The sequence below is a fragment of the Microbacterium sp. R1 genome (genome assembly GCF_015159725.1).
Classification (GTDB): domain Bacteria; phylum Actinomycetota; class Actinomycetes; order Actinomycetales; family Microbacteriaceae; genus Microbacterium; species Microbacterium oxydans.
In genome coordinates, this window is sequence record NZ_JADDUD010000003.1 from 308,963 (window position 1) to 323,196 (window position 14,234).

Genomic DNA, 14,234 nt, shown 5'->3' on the forward strand with positions numbered 1-14,234 from the left:
CGTCAGTAGTGGACGGAGACCTCGAGCCCCTTGGGGGACCAGTCGTAGACGTACTTGGCGAGGTCGATCGGCAGGTTGACGCAACCGTGGCTCATGCGCTGGCCGAAGTTGTTGTGCCAGTACGTGCCGTGGAAGCCGATGTTCGGAGCGAACCAGGTGATCCAGGGCACGTCCTTCGTGCAGTACGGGGCGCCCTCGTAGCAGCCCATGTCCTGGATACGCGTGTGCGCGAACACCTTGAAGTTGCCGGTGGGCGTCAGAGTCCCTGGCAGGCCGGTGGACACGGCCCACGAGTTCACGACAGCGCCGTTCTCGTAGAGGACGGCCCGCTGCGAACTGAGGTTGATGTCGATGCGGCGGAACAGGTTCACCGTCTCGAAGGGCGTCTCGGTGACCGAGAGCGCGAAGGCTCCGTTTCCGGCTGCCAGCTGCTCGGCGAACTGGTCCGCGATGCCTGACGTGTCTCCCAGCGCTCGACCGGTGGCACCCTCCTGCTCCGCACGGAGCACGGTGCCGGCGGAGTCGACGATGTTGGTCGCGTTGACCGGCGCGCGGTCGACGACGGAGGGGAGACTGTCCACGGTGGCCTGGATCGCCTGGGGGTCGGCCTTGATGCTCAGCTGTCCGTCGTCATCGACGACCGTGAGCCAGGAGGCGGCGACGGCGGGATCGACCGGGACGGTCCGCTCCTCGCCGACGTAGAAGCCGACGGTGGGAAGCATCGTGTTGAGAGCGGTGGCGGTGGCGGTGGCGTCGTCATCGGAGACGGCCGGCGCGGCTTCCGCGGCGTCTCCCGAGTACTCGAGCGCGCTGCGACCCTCTCCGACCGCTGCCGTGAAGGCGGCGTTGAGGTCGGCGAGGTCGATCCCTGTTCCGGCCTCTGCCGGTGTGATCACGAAGGTGCCGCTGGCGGCATCGAAGACGACACCGGCATCCACCGGGTCGTCGAAGCTGGTCGGCACGGCGCCACGCAGCGCGGCGTCCGCCTTCGCGGTGTCGAAGGCGATCTCTGCGGGGACGGGGTCGCCCATCCAGGCGCCGAGGTTCCACAGCGGGTGCTCCGCGAAAGCCTTGTCGGCGAGAGCGGTGGCGTCGACGTCCGCACCGAGGTCGGCGCCGGTGAGGACGGTGCCGTCTCCCGCGCCGGTGAGCGTGATCTCGGTCTGAGCGAGGCGGGCGTCGATAGCGTCGGCGGCGGCGCCAGGAGTCATCCAGCCGACCGGGATCCCGGCGACCGTGGTTCCCGGTGCGATCAGGATCATCGACGCGGCTCCGGCGCCGAGGGCGACGACTCCCAGCCCGAGGCCGATCCAGAGGCCGAGGCGACGTTTCTTGGGAGACGGTTCGATCGGAGCCCAGGCGAGCGGCTGGTCACCGGTGGTCGGCGGGACGGTCTCCGTGGGAGCGTCGGTCGGCGCGAGCACTGCAGTGGGCGCGGAGTCGTCTCCGCGCGCCTCGGCTGCTGCGCCCGGCGCAGAAATCAGATCGGTCACGAACTTCACCCCCCGGCTCTCAAACGTGTCCTGGCGTCCAATGGTACGGGATGGGAGGTAACGGGGAGGCAACGGTCCGTGATAACGTGCCTCCCCGCAACGCAGACGTCAGTCGATGATGGCGATGCCGTCGATCTCGACGAGCATCTCCTCGCGCGGAAGGCCGGTGAAGACCGTGGTGCGCGACGGCAGGACGCCGTTGGTCGTGTGAGCGGTCACGAAGGCGCCGTACGCGTCGTTCATGATCGGGAAGTCCTCGCGCTTGGTCAGGTAGACGCGCAGCATGACGACGTCGTCGAACGTCGCGCCGGACGCCTCGACGATCGCCTTCACGTTCTCGAGCGTGCGGGTGGTCTGGGCAGCGACGTCCCCGGGGTGCAGGTACTCGTTGGTCTGCGGGTCCACGGGTCCCTGGCCGGAGACCTGCACGAACGGGCCCTTGCGGATACCCTGCGAGAAGGTGTGGGCGGGGGCGGGGGCTGCGTCGGTGGAAACTCGGATCTTCGCGGTCATGCCGCCAGCCTAGTAGCATTGTTAGATGCCTCTACAAATTCCGGATCCCGTTCTCGGCACCTGGACGAAGGGCTTTCCTGCGCACGCAGCGGGACTCCGCCTCTCGCAGGTGGGGGATGCGGATCTGCATCTCTCCGACCTGGTGACGCCGGTGCTGACGGTGCACGAGGGCGCCCTCGCGCACAACGAGGAGACCGTCTTCGCATGGGCGAGGGAGCGCCGGGTGCTCCTCGCACCACACGGCAAGACCACGATGGCTCCGGCCCTCTGGCAGCGACTGCTCGACGCGGGGGCATGGGGGATCTCCGTGGCGACGCCCTGGCAGGCCGAAGTCGCCGTCGACGCGGGCGTCTCGATCGTGCTGATCGCGAACGCGGTCACCGATCTCACTGCGGTGCGTCGCCTGGGGGCACTGCTCGCAGCCGACCCCGACCTGCGCGTGCTGTGCTGGGCGGACTCTCTCGAGGGAGTGGCCATCCTCGCGCGGGGGATGCACGATGCCGCGCGTCCGCTCGATGTCTTGGTCGAACTCGGCGGCGCGCACGGCCGCACGGGCGCACGGAGCGTGGAGGAGGGCGAGCGGATCGGGAAGGCCGTCTCGGACGCATCCGGGCTGCGCCTCGCCGGCGTCGCGGGATACGAGGGGCCCTTCGGTCCCGATCGCTCCGATGCCTCGGTCGCCGCCGTCGACGCGTACCTGCAGACGCTCGTGGATCTGCACGCCCGACTGGAGTACCCGCACGGTCTCCGTCCGATTCTCAGCGCGGGAGGCAGCGCCTTCCCTGATCGGGCGGCCGCCGTCCTCGCAGCCGCCGGGGACGAGGTGGACGTCGTCCTGCGTTCGGGGGCGTTCCAGATCCACGACGACGGCTTCTACTCGCGCATGTCTCCGTTCGGACCGCTCGTCGGCACCGCGCCTCTGCGCTCGGGGATGCACGCCTGGTCGCGGGTGGTGTCGCAGCCCGAGGACGGCCTTGCGCTCCTCGACGCCGGACGGCGCGATGTGCCCTTCGACCTGGATCTGCCGATCCCGCAGGGGCTGCGGGGGGAGATCACGGCGCTGAACGATCAGCATGCGTTCCTGAGCCTCACGGGCGATGACACGGTCGCGGTGGGCGATGTCGTCCGTCTCGGGCTCTCCCACCCGTGCACCGCCTTCGACAAGTGGAGGGTCGTCGCCGTGATCGACGACCCCGATGCCGCCGATCCGCGCGTGATCGGGGCGGTGGCGACGTGCTTCTGAGTGCCGAGAAGGCCGCCGCCGGACAGGTGCGGGTGTACCGCGGAGCCACCGTCATCGACGGGACGGGGGCGCCCCGGTACGTGGCCGACGTCGCGGTGGAGGGCGCGAGGGTCGTCGCCATCCTCCCGGCCGGTGCGGTGAATCCTGAACTCGAGCTCCCCGAACTCGAACTTCCCGAGGGCGCCGTGGAGGTCGCGGCAGAGGGACTCGTCCTCGCGCCCGGATTCATCGACATGCACGCGCACAGCGAGCTCGCAGTGCTGAGCGGCGCGGCGCACGACGCCAAGATCCGCCAGGGTGTGACGACCGAGGTGCTCGGTCAGGACGGCCTGGGCTATGCGCCCCTCGACGATGCGGCGGCGGCGATCATCCCCGCGCAGATCGCCGGGTGGAACGGAACTCCGTCCGACGTGCCGTGGCGGACGATGGGCGACCTGCTCGCGGCGATCGACGCCGCAGCGGTCGCGAACGCCGCCGTCCTCGTCCCCCAGGGGAATCTGCGGATGATGGTCGTCGGCCACGAGAACCGTCGAGCGACCGCTGCGGAGCTCACCGCGATGGGGGAGATCCTGGGTCGCGCGCTGGACGCGGGAGCCTTCGGGATGTCGAGCGGCCTCACCTACACGCCGGGGATGTACGCGGACACGGCGGAGCTCGAAGCGCTGTGCCGCATCGTCGCCGAGCGAGGAGGCTACTGGGCGCCGCACACCCGGAGCTACGGGGGAGCGGCGCTGGAGGCCTACCGGGAGGCGCTCGACATCGGTCGGCGCACCGGGTGCCCCGTGCATCTCACACACGCGACGATGAACTTCGCCCCGAACCGCGGCCGCGCCGATGAGCTCCTGGCCCTGATCGACGAGGCGATCGAGGACGGCGTCGACGTGACGCTCGACACGTACCCGTATCTGCCCGGCGCCACGACGCTCTCCGCTCTGCTGCCGAGCAGGCTGGCGGAATCCGGCGACCTGCTCGCTGCCGTCTCCGCGCTCGACGAAGCGGGCAGGGAGGCCGTCCGCGTGGAACTGGAAGACGTCGGCTGCGACGGATTCCACGGCGAGAGGGCCGATTGGACGCAGATCCAGGTCTCCGGCACCGTGAACCCCGCCCTCTCGGGTCTGATCGGCCGCACGATCGCCGAGATCGCGACCACGACCGGTCGCCGTGCCGTCGATGTGGTGCTCGACACGATCGTGGAGGACGCCGCCGCCACCGGAATCCTCATGCACATCGGAGACGAGGAGAACGTCCGGACGATCATGCGTCACTCGCAGCACACGGGAGGCAGTGATGGGATCCTGATCGGGGCGCGGCCTCATCCGCGTGGGCGGGGTACGTTCCCGCGGTACCTCGGACACTACGTGCGCGAGCTCGGCATCCTCAGCTGGGAGGAGGCCGTCCGACACCTGTCGGGGACGCCGGCGCATCGGCTGGGACTCGACCGGGGTGACGCACCTCGGGGCGTCGTCCGGCGGGGAGCGACCGCCGACCTCGTGCTCTTCGACCCGGAGACGGTCGAGGCGGGGGCCACGTTCGACTCCCCCTTCGCACCGCCGCGCGGGATCATCGAGGTACTTGTCGGGGGAGTGCCGGTGGTGTCGGAGGGCGAGGCGACGGGGCGGACCCCCGGACGCGCACTGCGGATGCCGCCCCCGCCGCATCGCGCCACCGTGCCGCACATCGGTGCCCGCATCGATCCGGTCGCCCCCGGATTCGCGTGGACGGAGCGCACGCCGATCCTCTCGGCCCCTGAGCTCGTCGCCGCTGCCGCCCGGCTCGGCGGTCTCGCCGGCGCGGGCGACGCCGAACTCCCGCCGATCCGACTGATGGTCGACGAGAACCTCGGCGCTGAGGCCGCGGCGCGAGGACGTGTCGGTGACGAGGCCTTCCGGGTGAGCGTGAGTGCAGCCGGAGTCGAGATCAGAGGAGCGAGCCCCGCCGGCGTGTTCCGCGGTGCCACCACTCTGCGGCAGCTGCGGGATCCGGACGCCGCATCGGCCCACATCCCCGCCGGGGTGTGGGAGGGAGCGCCGGCGTACAGCTGGCGAGGGACGATGCTCGACGTCGCCAGGCACTTCCGGACCGTCGACGAGGTCCGTCGTCTGGTCGATCTCCTCGCCGATCATCACCTGAACGTGCTGCACCTTCATCTCACAGACGATCAGGGGTGGCGCTTCGAGGTGCCCGGCTTCCCTCGGCTCACGGAAGTGGGCGCGCGACGGGAAGCCACCCAGCTCGGACACGGCCCCTTGTCCACCGTGGAGCCGGGAGTGCACGAGGGCTTCTACACGACCGCGGAGCTGCGAGAGCTCGTCGCCTATGCGCGAGAACGTTTCGTGACCCTCGTGCCGGAGGTCGAGCTGCCCGGACACATCCAAGCGGGTCTCGCCGCGTATCCGGAGCTCGGCAACGTCGACGTCGGAGAGCCTGTGCTGTCTGCATGGGAGCGCTTCGGGGTCAATCCGCGCACCCTCGCCCCGACGGACGAGGCCCTGGCCTTCGGATTCGCCGCGATCGATGTTCTCTGCGATGCGTTCGACTCGGAGTGGATAGGCATCGGCGGTGACGAGGTGCCGGTGACCGAGTGGGAGCAGAGCGCCGCGGCGGCCGAGCGCATGCGACAACTCGGACTCGAGTCTGCACACGACGTGCAGCCGTGGTTCACGGAGCAGTTCGTCGCGCATGTCCGCGGACGAGGCCGCACGGCACTGGCCTGGGACGAGGTCCTCGAAGGCGACGTGCCCGAGGGCGTGCGCATCCTCGCGTGGCGGGGTCCCGCCGCCATGCGTGAGGCGCTGCGGCTCGGCATCGAGGTCGTCGCGTGCCCCGACCTCGAGGTCTACCTCGACTACCCGCAGTCGGAGTCGGAGGAGGAGCCGATCAGAGTGGGCCCGCCTCTCACGATCGAGCGCGCGTACTCCCTGCGTGTCGAAGACGGCGCTGTGGGCGGGCAGGCGAACGTGTGGAGCGAGCACCTGCCCACCAGGGACCGCGTCGACTTCGCGATGTTCCCTCGACTCGCCGCGATCGCGGAGCGTCTGTGGGACGGCGGGGAGCCGGGACCCTACGCCGACTTCGAGCGGCGTCTGCCGATGCACCTGCGCCGGCTCGCCGCAGCGGGGGTGCGGTATCGTCCCCTTGACGGGCCGGAGCCCGAGCAGCGCCGTCCCGGCGTGCCGGGCAAGCCGCTCACGATCGAGGCGCGGGAGCAGATCGTCGCCGGCCTGGTCGAGCGCCTCATCGGGCGCTCACGCACGGTCGTCGTCGACGATCGAAAGTAATGTAACGTTTCGGTAACCCTGCCAGCGCGTCCGCGGGCAGAGGTTGCGCAAATTTTGTTCGTAAGGTCTACTAACAAACATGTCCGTTTCGGATGAACAGCGTTCCGCATCGCCGTCAGAGTACGCCGGTGCGAATGCGCACGCCTTCGGCCCGGGGCGCCACCTGCGCTCGCGATCAAAGGTGCTGCCAGAGCATGCGCGCGGTCACAACCGTGCACTGGTGCTGCAGACGCTGTACCACTCGGGGGCGATGAGTCGCGCCGACCTCTCCCGGGAGACGGGCCTCACCCGTGTCACCATCTCCGACCTGGTCGCCGAGTTCATCGCCGACGGGATCGTCATCGAGATGGGCGTCCGTGAAGCGGTGGGGCCGGGCAAGCCGCCCATCCTCATCGACATCGATCGCTTCGGCCATCAGATCGTCGGCCTCGATCTCTCCGGCCCCGACGCCTTCACCGGGGCGGTGCTGAGCCTCGACGGAGACGTGCTGGAGCGGCGCGAGGTGCCGCGTCCGAAATCCCCCGACGGGGAGGCGGCATACGCGGCGCTGCGGGAACTCGCACAGACGCTGGTCGAGGCCTCGACTCAGCCGCTGCTGGGCGTCGGCATCGGCACCCCGGGTGTCGTGCGTCCCGACGGGCTCGTCCTGAGCTCTCCCAACCTCGGCTGGACGAACTTCCCGCTGGAGGCGAAGCTCGGCGTCGATCTCGACCTTCCGGTCCTCGCCCGCAACGACGCCAACGCGGCGGTGCTCGCCGAGTACACGTTCGGCGAGGCGAAGGCCGACTTCATGCTGATCAAGATCGGCAAGGGTGTCGGCGCCGGCCTCATCACCGGCAGCCAGCCTCTGCTGGGCAGCCGCTTCGCCGCGGGAGAGATCGGTCACGTCGTCGTCGGTACCGACGGGGGCCCTCGCTGCGCGTGCGGGAAGGACGGCTGTCTCGAGGCGTGGCTCAGCGTGAGTCGGCTCGAGGCGGCGATCGCCGCTGATCCCGAGGCACGCGATGAGATCCTCCGCGATGCCGGGACGCGGATGGCGATCGCGACCGCTCCGATCGTCGCTGCCCTCGACCTCTCCGAGGTGGTGATCTCCGGTCCGGCGGAGCTGCTCGACGGCATCTTGATCGAGGCCGCCATCGCGACGTTGCGCGCGCGCACCCTCGAGGGCGTGTTCGAAGACGTCGTCGTGCGTTTGACGCACCAGGAGGACATCGTCCTGCGCGGAGCTGCGGTCATGGTGCTCTCGGGACAGCTGGGAGTGTCGTGAACGTCATCTGCACCGTTGACGGCACGGCCGGGAGCAGCATCCGATGACGGGTGCGAGCACTGCCGACCGCGCCGGTCGGCCGATTCGAGTGGGCCTGGACGTCGGCGGCACGAAGATCGACGCGGTCGCCGTGGACCCCTCTGGGGCCATCCGCGGACGCCTGCGCCGACCGACGGGTTGGGGCGATGACGCGGTCGTCGAGAGCATCGTTACCGCCGTGAAGGCACTCGCGGAGGAGAACGGGTTCCCCCTTGCCGACGTCGGCTCCGTCGGGATCGGCATCCCCGGCCTCGTCGACGCCGAGACCGGCCGTGTCGACCACGCGGTCAACCTCGGCGTGGAGTCCCTGGACCTCGCCGTCAGGGCCGAACTCGCTCTCGGAGTCCCGTTCCGCGTGGAGAACGACGTGAAGGCCGCGGCCCTCGGCGCTGCGGTGCTGAGCGGAGTCGCCGGTTCCATGGCCTACCTGAATCTCGGGACCGGCGTCGCTGCCGGGATCGTGATCGACGGACGGATCTGGCGCGGCGCACGCGGAACCGCGGGGGAGGTCGGTCATCTCTCCGTCGATCCGCGAGGGCGCCTGTGCGGCTGCGGGCAGTACGGGTGCGTCGAGACGTTCTGCGGCGGAGGGGCGTTGGCCAAGGCCTGGGGCCGACCCGGCACTCTGCCCATCAGGGACATCTTCGATGCGGCGGACGCCGGGGATCCGCATGCTGTCTCCCTCCGTGACGACCTCTATCACGGGGCCGCCGCCGCAGTGCGTGTTCTCGTGCTCTCCGCCGACGTGGAGAGGGTGGTCATCGGGGGAGGGCTGACCGCTCTCGGCGACCGACTCGAGAACGGACTCCGCGCGGCCCTGCATGCCGGCGCGGAGGCCTCGCCGTTCATGCGGTCGCTCCGCCTGGATGAGAGAATCGAACTGCTTCCCGCGGGTTCCCCCGCTGCCGCATTCGGCGCCGCACTCGTCGGCGCCTCCACCACCGAGAAGGAGATCGTCCCGCATGGCTGAGGTCGTCATCGTCGAGAATGCCGAGGCCGCAGGCGCTTTGGTCGCCACCGAGATCGTGGAGCTGATCGCGCGTCGTCCCGACGCGGTCCTCGGCCTCGCAACGGGGTCGACCCCGTTGCCGGTCTACCAGGCGCTGCGCACGCAGCTCGCAGGCCGCGACGTCTCACAGGTGCGTGGTTTCGCCCTCGACGAGTACGTCGGCATCGACCCGGCGCACCCGGAGAGCTACCGCTCGGTCATCACCCGCGAGGTCGTCGAGCCGCTCGGTCTCGACCCCGCGCGCATCCACGTGCCGAACGGCGCGGAGGCCACCATCCAGCATGCGGGTGAGGACTACGACGCGGCCATCGCGGCTGCCGGTGGAGTCGACCTGCAGATCCTCGGGATCGGCACCGACGGGCACATCGGGTTCAACGAGCCCGGCTCCTCCTTCGCATCGCGTACGCGTGTGAAGACCCTCACGGAGCAGACGCGCGAGGACAACGCCCGCTTCTTCGAGTCGATCGACGACGTCCCGATGCACTGCATCACGCAGGGGCTCGGCACCATCCTGGAGGCGCGCCACCTCGTGCTGCTCGCCTTCGGCGAGGGCAAGGCAGAGGCTGTGGCCGGTGCAGTCGAGGGCCCGCTGTCGGCGATCCTGCCCGGATCGGCGATCCAACTGCACCCGCACGCGACGATCGTCGTCGACGAAGCGGCTGCGTCGCGTCTCGCGCTCGCCGACTACTACCGGTACACGTTCGCCAATAAGCCGGCCTGGCAGGGCATCTGAGACGTGCCTGATGCCTGCCCTGGTGAACTCAGTTCGCCGGGGCGGGCCAGGCGATCGGGAGCAGGTGCTCCAGGCTCAGCGGCGCCAGCGGGAGCGTTCCGACGTCTGCGGGCGTGATCCAGCGCAGCTCGGCGAGCTCGGCCTGGACGGCGACGGTCGCGGGATCGATGGAGGTCGCGAAGGCCTCGGCGACGACACGGTGACCCGGTTCGTTCGCTGCGGCGGAGACGAACGTGCCGAGAGGACGGAGCGCCGCTTCATCGAGCACCACCCCGAGCTCCTCCTCGATCTCGCGGATCAACGTCTGCGCCGGGGACTCGCCGGATTCCGGCTTGCCGCCGGGCTGCATGAACATGGTCGTTCCCTGCTTGCGGACCACGAGCACCCTCCCCGCTTCATCGACGATCACGGCCGCGCTCACGTGGATGTCAGGCATCGGGGCTGAAGACCTTCCCTGGGTTGAGGATGCCGAGAGGATCGAAGACCGCGGCGATCTGGCGCTGGAGTCGCCACTGGTCGTCGCCCAGTTCGTCGGCGAGCCAGCGGCGCTTGAGCACCCCGATGCCGTGCTCCCCGGTGAGGGTTCCTCCGAGGCGGATGGCGGCGCGGAACAGTTCGTCGGCGGCCGCCCACACATGCGGAGGCGTCTGCGTCCCTTCGAAGATGAAGTTCGGGTGCAGGTTGCCGTCGCCTGCGTGTGCCACCGTCGGGATGACGATGTCGTACTCGCGTTCGATGCGGGCGATCTCGTCGAACATCGCCGGCATGGCGCTCCGTGGTACCGAGACGTCTTCGATCAGCGTCGTCCCCAGCGAGGCCATCGCTGCATGCATCGAACGGCGCACCGCCAGGAGGCGCTCGCCCTCGTCGCGGTCGTGTGAGACGACAGTGAGGCCGTCATGGGCGCGCAGGATCGTGGCGATCGCCTCCGCTTCGGCCGCGGCGGCCGGACCATCGGTCTGGATGGTCAGCTGAGCTGTTCCCTGATGCGGGATGGGAAGAGCGAGGAGCGCGTGCACGGCGGCGAGGCTCGCGGCGTCCATCAGCTCCATGATGGCTGGCTGCACGCCGGCGGCTGTCACAGCGGCCGAGGCGGCGGCAGCGTGACGCACCCCCGAGAAGGTCGCGGCGATCGTGCAGGTCTCCCCGGGGACGAGCCTGCGGAGCTTGAGGGTCGCGCCCACGACGACGCCCAACGTGCCTTCCGAGCCGACCACCAACGCGGTGAGATCGAGCCCGGTCACTCCCTTGACGCTGCGGTGTCCGAGGTGCAGCAGGCGCCCGTCGGCGAGCACCAGGTCCACCCCCAGCACGGCGTCGCGAACCACCCCGTACTTGGCGCAGAGCAGCCCTCCGGCACCTGTCGCGATGTTCCCACCCACCGTGGAGATGTCGCGGCTGGCGGGGTCAGGTGGCCACCACAGCCCGTGAGCCGCGAGCACGGCGTTGAGGTCGGCGTTGAGGATGCCGGGTTCGACGACCGCGAGCAGATCGTCGGCACGGATCTCGTTGATCGCGGTCATCCTGCGCAGGGAGAGGACGATCTCGCCCGTACCGGCGTTCGCGGCACCGGCGAGACCCGTGCCGGCACCACGCACCACGACCGGTGTGCGGGTGGCGGTCGCGATGCGCATGGTCTGCTGCACGTGCTCGACCCGCTCCGCATGGATCACAGCGAGCGGTCTGCCGGCGGCAGCGTGCCCTGAGCGGTCGGCTCTGGCTTCCTCGAGCGTCGCCTCATCGGTGTCGACGAGCGCTCCGAGGGACTCCTCAAGGAGCGCGAGCACACTCATGAGGGAGATCTCACGACAACGCGCGCCGGCCGCTGAGCACACCGGCGACCACGGCGACGAGGGCGAAGGCGGTGCCGATGAGTGCCTGCCCCATCGACCACCAGGCGATCGTCACGCCGACGTAGATCAGCAGCTCGACCGCGGCGCGGAGGAACGGGTGCACGCGCAGCACAGGTCGCGGCGAGAGGAAGAGAGCCCACACCAGGATCACCAGTACCGGCGCGCCGATACCGATGACGATGTTCCACGGAAGATCCCAGCTCGCGAAGCCCCACAATGCCAGAGAGGCGACGGCGACGATGAGGACGACAGCGCGCACGATGTCGAGTGCGGTGACCACCGGACGGTCGACGCCGGGAACGGGAGCGGGATCCGAGGACATGGATCCAGTCTATTCGCCGGTGGGGGCTTCCTCAGCCGGTGCAACGGGCGCCTCCGTGAGCGCTGCTGCGGGCGTGGTCTCGGCCGGCGGAGTCTGGACGGGGGCCGTCTCGACCGGAGCGGGTGCTGCTTCGATCGGTGCCGGTGCTGCTTCGTCCGGTGTGGGTGTCGGGTCTGACGCGGGTGCCTCCGGCTCGGTAGCGACCGGAGCAGACTCGGACGGCACAGACGACGCGGAAACGTCGCTCGTCGTGGAGGGCTCCGCTGTGGTCGATTCGACCGGAACCACCTCACCCGGAGTCTCGGGGCGGTTGGGCTCGAGATCGAGGAGGGTGGTGACCGCGGAAGGGCCCGTGCCGGATGCGAGGACGTATCGGAACGTGACGGTCGTGAGGTCGGCGTCGATGAACTGCCAGAAGGTGGGACGGAGATCGATGACTCCGAAGCCGGACTCGTCGAGCAGGATGCTGTCGCCTCCGCCGGTGCTGTCGTCCAGGAGCGCCTCGACCCTCTGGCCGGCCACACCCGAGACCGGAATGCTGTAGTGGACCTGGAGTCCGTTGAACCAGATGGTGGCGGTCTGCCACGTAGGTGCCTCCGTGGGGACGACCGGACCCACGGGGTCGACCGGGTCCACCGGATCGACGGGGTCCACCGGGTCGACGGGGTCCACGGGATCTACGGGGTCCACAGGATCTACGGGGTCCACAGGGTCGACCGGGTCCACGGGATCGACAGGCGGGACGACGACCGGCGGAACGATGACCGGCGGGACCGTGACGGGCGGGACGGTGGCGGGCGGTACAGGAACGGGTGCGCCCGCCTGATCTGCGCCAGGCTGAGGTTCTGCGGCTGGCGGCGCTGGGGTCTCGTCGGGGACGGTGACCGGGGGTTCGATGACGACGGGCTCGTCGAGGTTCATCGTCTCGTCGGGTCCGACATCTGCAGAGATCGAGGACGGGTCCTCATCGCCGGCGTTCGGAAGCGACGTCGCGGGATCGGCACCGGCGAGCCCGGGGACGATCGCGGCGGCGGCGACGACACCGGCCACGACCAGAGCGGCGGATCCCACTCCCACCAGTGCACCGATACCGGTGAACATGCCACCTGCGGATCCGGCTCCTGATGAAGCGCCGGCCGTTCCACCCGCTGAGCCGCCGGCACCGGAACCAGAACCGGAACCGCCGGCCGCGGCGAGACCGGTTGCGGCATGCGTGGCGCCGGGGTCGCCGGCGAAGACGGCACCGGGAATGCTGGACGGCATCGCCGCCAGGGCGACGATCGGCGTGCCGGCGCCCTGGAGCGTGGCGAGGTACCCCGCGGCGCCCGTGACGCCGAGGACGAGTGGAAGCAGCACGAGGGCCAGACGCTTGGAGACGTCCTTCGCCTCGGCTGCGACGATCATGCACCGCGCGCACTCGTCCAGGTGCAGTTCGAGGCGCTTGTGATCGCGAGTGCTGAGGTTGCCGCGCGAGTACGCGCCCAGGTGCTCGATGGTCCACTGGCACTCTGAGCCGTCTTCGGCGCTGCGCAGATGGGCCTGGATCCACGCTTCACGCAGGCCTTCGCGGGCGCGGAAGGCCAACTGCGACACGGCGCCGGCCTTCATGCCGAGCAGCGGCCCGACTTCCTGCGGCTTCATCTGCTCGATCTCGGTGTACCAGAGCACCTCCTGCCAACGGGAGGGGAGGCTGCGGAACGCCTGAGCGGTGAGGCTGCGGTCGAGTGCCTCGCTCGCAGCCTGGTCGGTGCTGTCGGGGTCGGCGACGGTGTCGAGTTCGTCGATCGCCGTCTCGCGGCGCGCGCGCCCCCACCCTGCGGCCGTGTTGCGGATGCTCGTGAAGAGGTAGGCGCGGAACGAGCCGTTGGGGCCGCCGCCTTTGAGGATCGCCTGATAGATGCGCGTGTACGACTCCTGCACCAGATCGTCCGGGTCGATCGACGAGGTCACGGAGCGCGCGACGGAGAGTCCGGACGGATAGTGTCGGCGCCAGAGTTCACCGAACGCCCCCGTGTCTCCCGAGCGGGTGCGGAGGATCAGGTCGGCGTCGCCGATCGTTTCGTCGTGAGTCGTGTTCTCTTCGTGCACAATCATCCATCTGTCGCGGGGCGCAGCTGCGCCTCCACCGGAAGAGACGCAGAAGAGCGCCTCTCATCACGCGACTTCATTATTCTCTCGCGAATCTCCCAGGTAAGCCACCCTCCGTCGGAACTCCAAGCGGATGCCCGGCTTCGGGCACTGTCACCGCCCAGCGGGCGTGCGATGTGCGGGGCCGGAGATCGACGACGTCTTTTCGGGCTGTCGAAGTTTTTTTCGGGAAGTCGCGTAATGAATCGGGATGTGCCACGTCTCATCCCATGTAGACAGCCGTAGCGATCCCACCGGGGGGGCGGGATCCAGGCACTGGTGCGGGGGGTATTCGCGCCGGTCGGGCGGGTCGGGATCCTCGGGGGAGGAGAACCCGGCCGCCCGTCTCACGAGGGG

11 protein-coding genes are annotated in these 14,234 nt (G+C 69.7%); 5 read left to right on the forward strand and 6 right to left on the reverse strand.

Features of this window, described 5'->3' with window-relative positions:
- Positions 1 to 2: 2 nt before the first annotated feature.
- Both ILP86_RS15295 and ILP86_RS15300 read right to left on the reverse strand, forming a co-directional pair.
- On the reverse strand, positions 3 to 1,493 hold the full coding sequence (locus ILP86_RS15295; RefSeq protein WP_308431956.1) for a L,D-transpeptidase family protein: 1,491 nt from the start codon (positions 1,491 to 1,493) through the stop codon (positions 3 to 5).
- A 108-nt stretch (positions 1,494 to 1,601) separates the two neighbouring features.
- Positions 1,602 to 2,006 (reverse strand): RidA family protein, encoded by a 405-nt coding sequence (locus tag ILP86_RS15300; protein WP_193762356.1) that lies wholly within the window; start codon positions 2,004 to 2,006, stop codon positions 1,602 to 1,604.
- A gap of 25 nt (positions 2,007 to 2,031) precedes the next feature.
- Between ILP86_RS15300 and ILP86_RS15305 the strand changes: the two genes are divergently transcribed.
- From ILP86_RS15305 to nagB, 5 genes are all read left to right on the forward strand, one after another.
- Complete coding sequence (locus tag ILP86_RS15305) at positions 2,032 to 3,249, forward strand: alanine racemase (RefSeq protein WP_227751282.1); 1,218 nt, start codon at positions 2,032 to 2,034, stop codon at positions 3,247 to 3,249.
- Positions 3,240 to 6,527, forward strand: coding sequence for a family 20 glycosylhydrolase (locus ILP86_RS15310; protein WP_193762357.1), 3,288 nt, complete (start codon positions 3,240 to 3,242; stop codon positions 6,525 to 6,527). Before ILP86_RS15305 ends, ILP86_RS15310 begins: the two co-directional genes overlap by 10 nt.
- 79 nt (positions 6,528 to 6,606) lie before the next feature.
- On the forward strand, positions 6,607 to 7,794 hold the full coding sequence (locus tag ILP86_RS15315; protein ID WP_058632679.1) for an ROK family transcriptional regulator: 1,188 nt from the start codon (positions 6,607 to 6,609) through the stop codon (positions 7,792 to 7,794).
- Positions 7,795 to 7,837: 43 nt separating this feature from the next.
- Complete coding sequence (locus tag ILP86_RS15320; protein WP_171010998.1) at positions 7,838 to 8,803, forward strand: ROK family protein; 966 nt, start codon at positions 7,838 to 7,840, stop codon at positions 8,801 to 8,803.
- Entirely contained in the window at positions 8,796 to 9,575 is a 780-nt protein-coding gene (gene nagB, locus ILP86_RS15325) for a glucosamine-6-phosphate deaminase (RefSeq protein ID WP_046748834.1), read from the forward strand. Before ILP86_RS15320 ends, nagB begins: the two co-directional genes overlap by 8 nt.
- A 28-nt stretch (positions 9,576 to 9,603) precedes the next feature.
- Here nagB and ILP86_RS15330 read toward each other — a convergent pair whose 3' ends face one another.
- From ILP86_RS15330 to ILP86_RS19810, 4 genes are read right to left on the reverse strand one after another with little or no spacing between them, the layout of a single operon-like run.
- Positions 9,604 to 10,011: an NUDIX domain-containing protein gene (locus tag ILP86_RS15330; RefSeq protein ID WP_046748835.1), complete on the reverse strand. Its 408-nt coding sequence runs from the start codon at positions 10,009 to 10,011 to the stop codon at positions 9,604 to 9,606.
- The gene (locus tag ILP86_RS15335; protein ID WP_058632681.1) at positions 10,004 to 11,368 is read right to left on the reverse strand and encodes an FAD-binding oxidoreductase; all 1,365 of its coding nucleotides are present in this window, start codon (positions 11,366 to 11,368) and stop codon (positions 10,004 to 10,006) included. Before ILP86_RS15335 ends, ILP86_RS15330 begins: the two co-directional genes overlap by 8 nt.
- Positions 11,369 to 11,378: 10 nt before the next feature.
- Positions 11,379 to 11,750, reverse strand: coding sequence for a YrdB family protein (locus ILP86_RS15340; RefSeq protein ID WP_046748837.1), 372 nt, complete (start codon positions 11,748 to 11,750; stop codon positions 11,379 to 11,381).
- A gap of 9 nt (positions 11,751 to 11,759) precedes the next feature.
- A complete protein-coding gene (locus ILP86_RS19810; RefSeq protein ID WP_193762358.1) occupies positions 11,760 to 13,838 on the reverse strand; it encodes a sigma-70 family RNA polymerase sigma factor in 2,079 nt (692 codons plus the stop codon).
- Between the last annotated feature and the right edge of the window lie 396 nt (positions 13,839 to 14,234).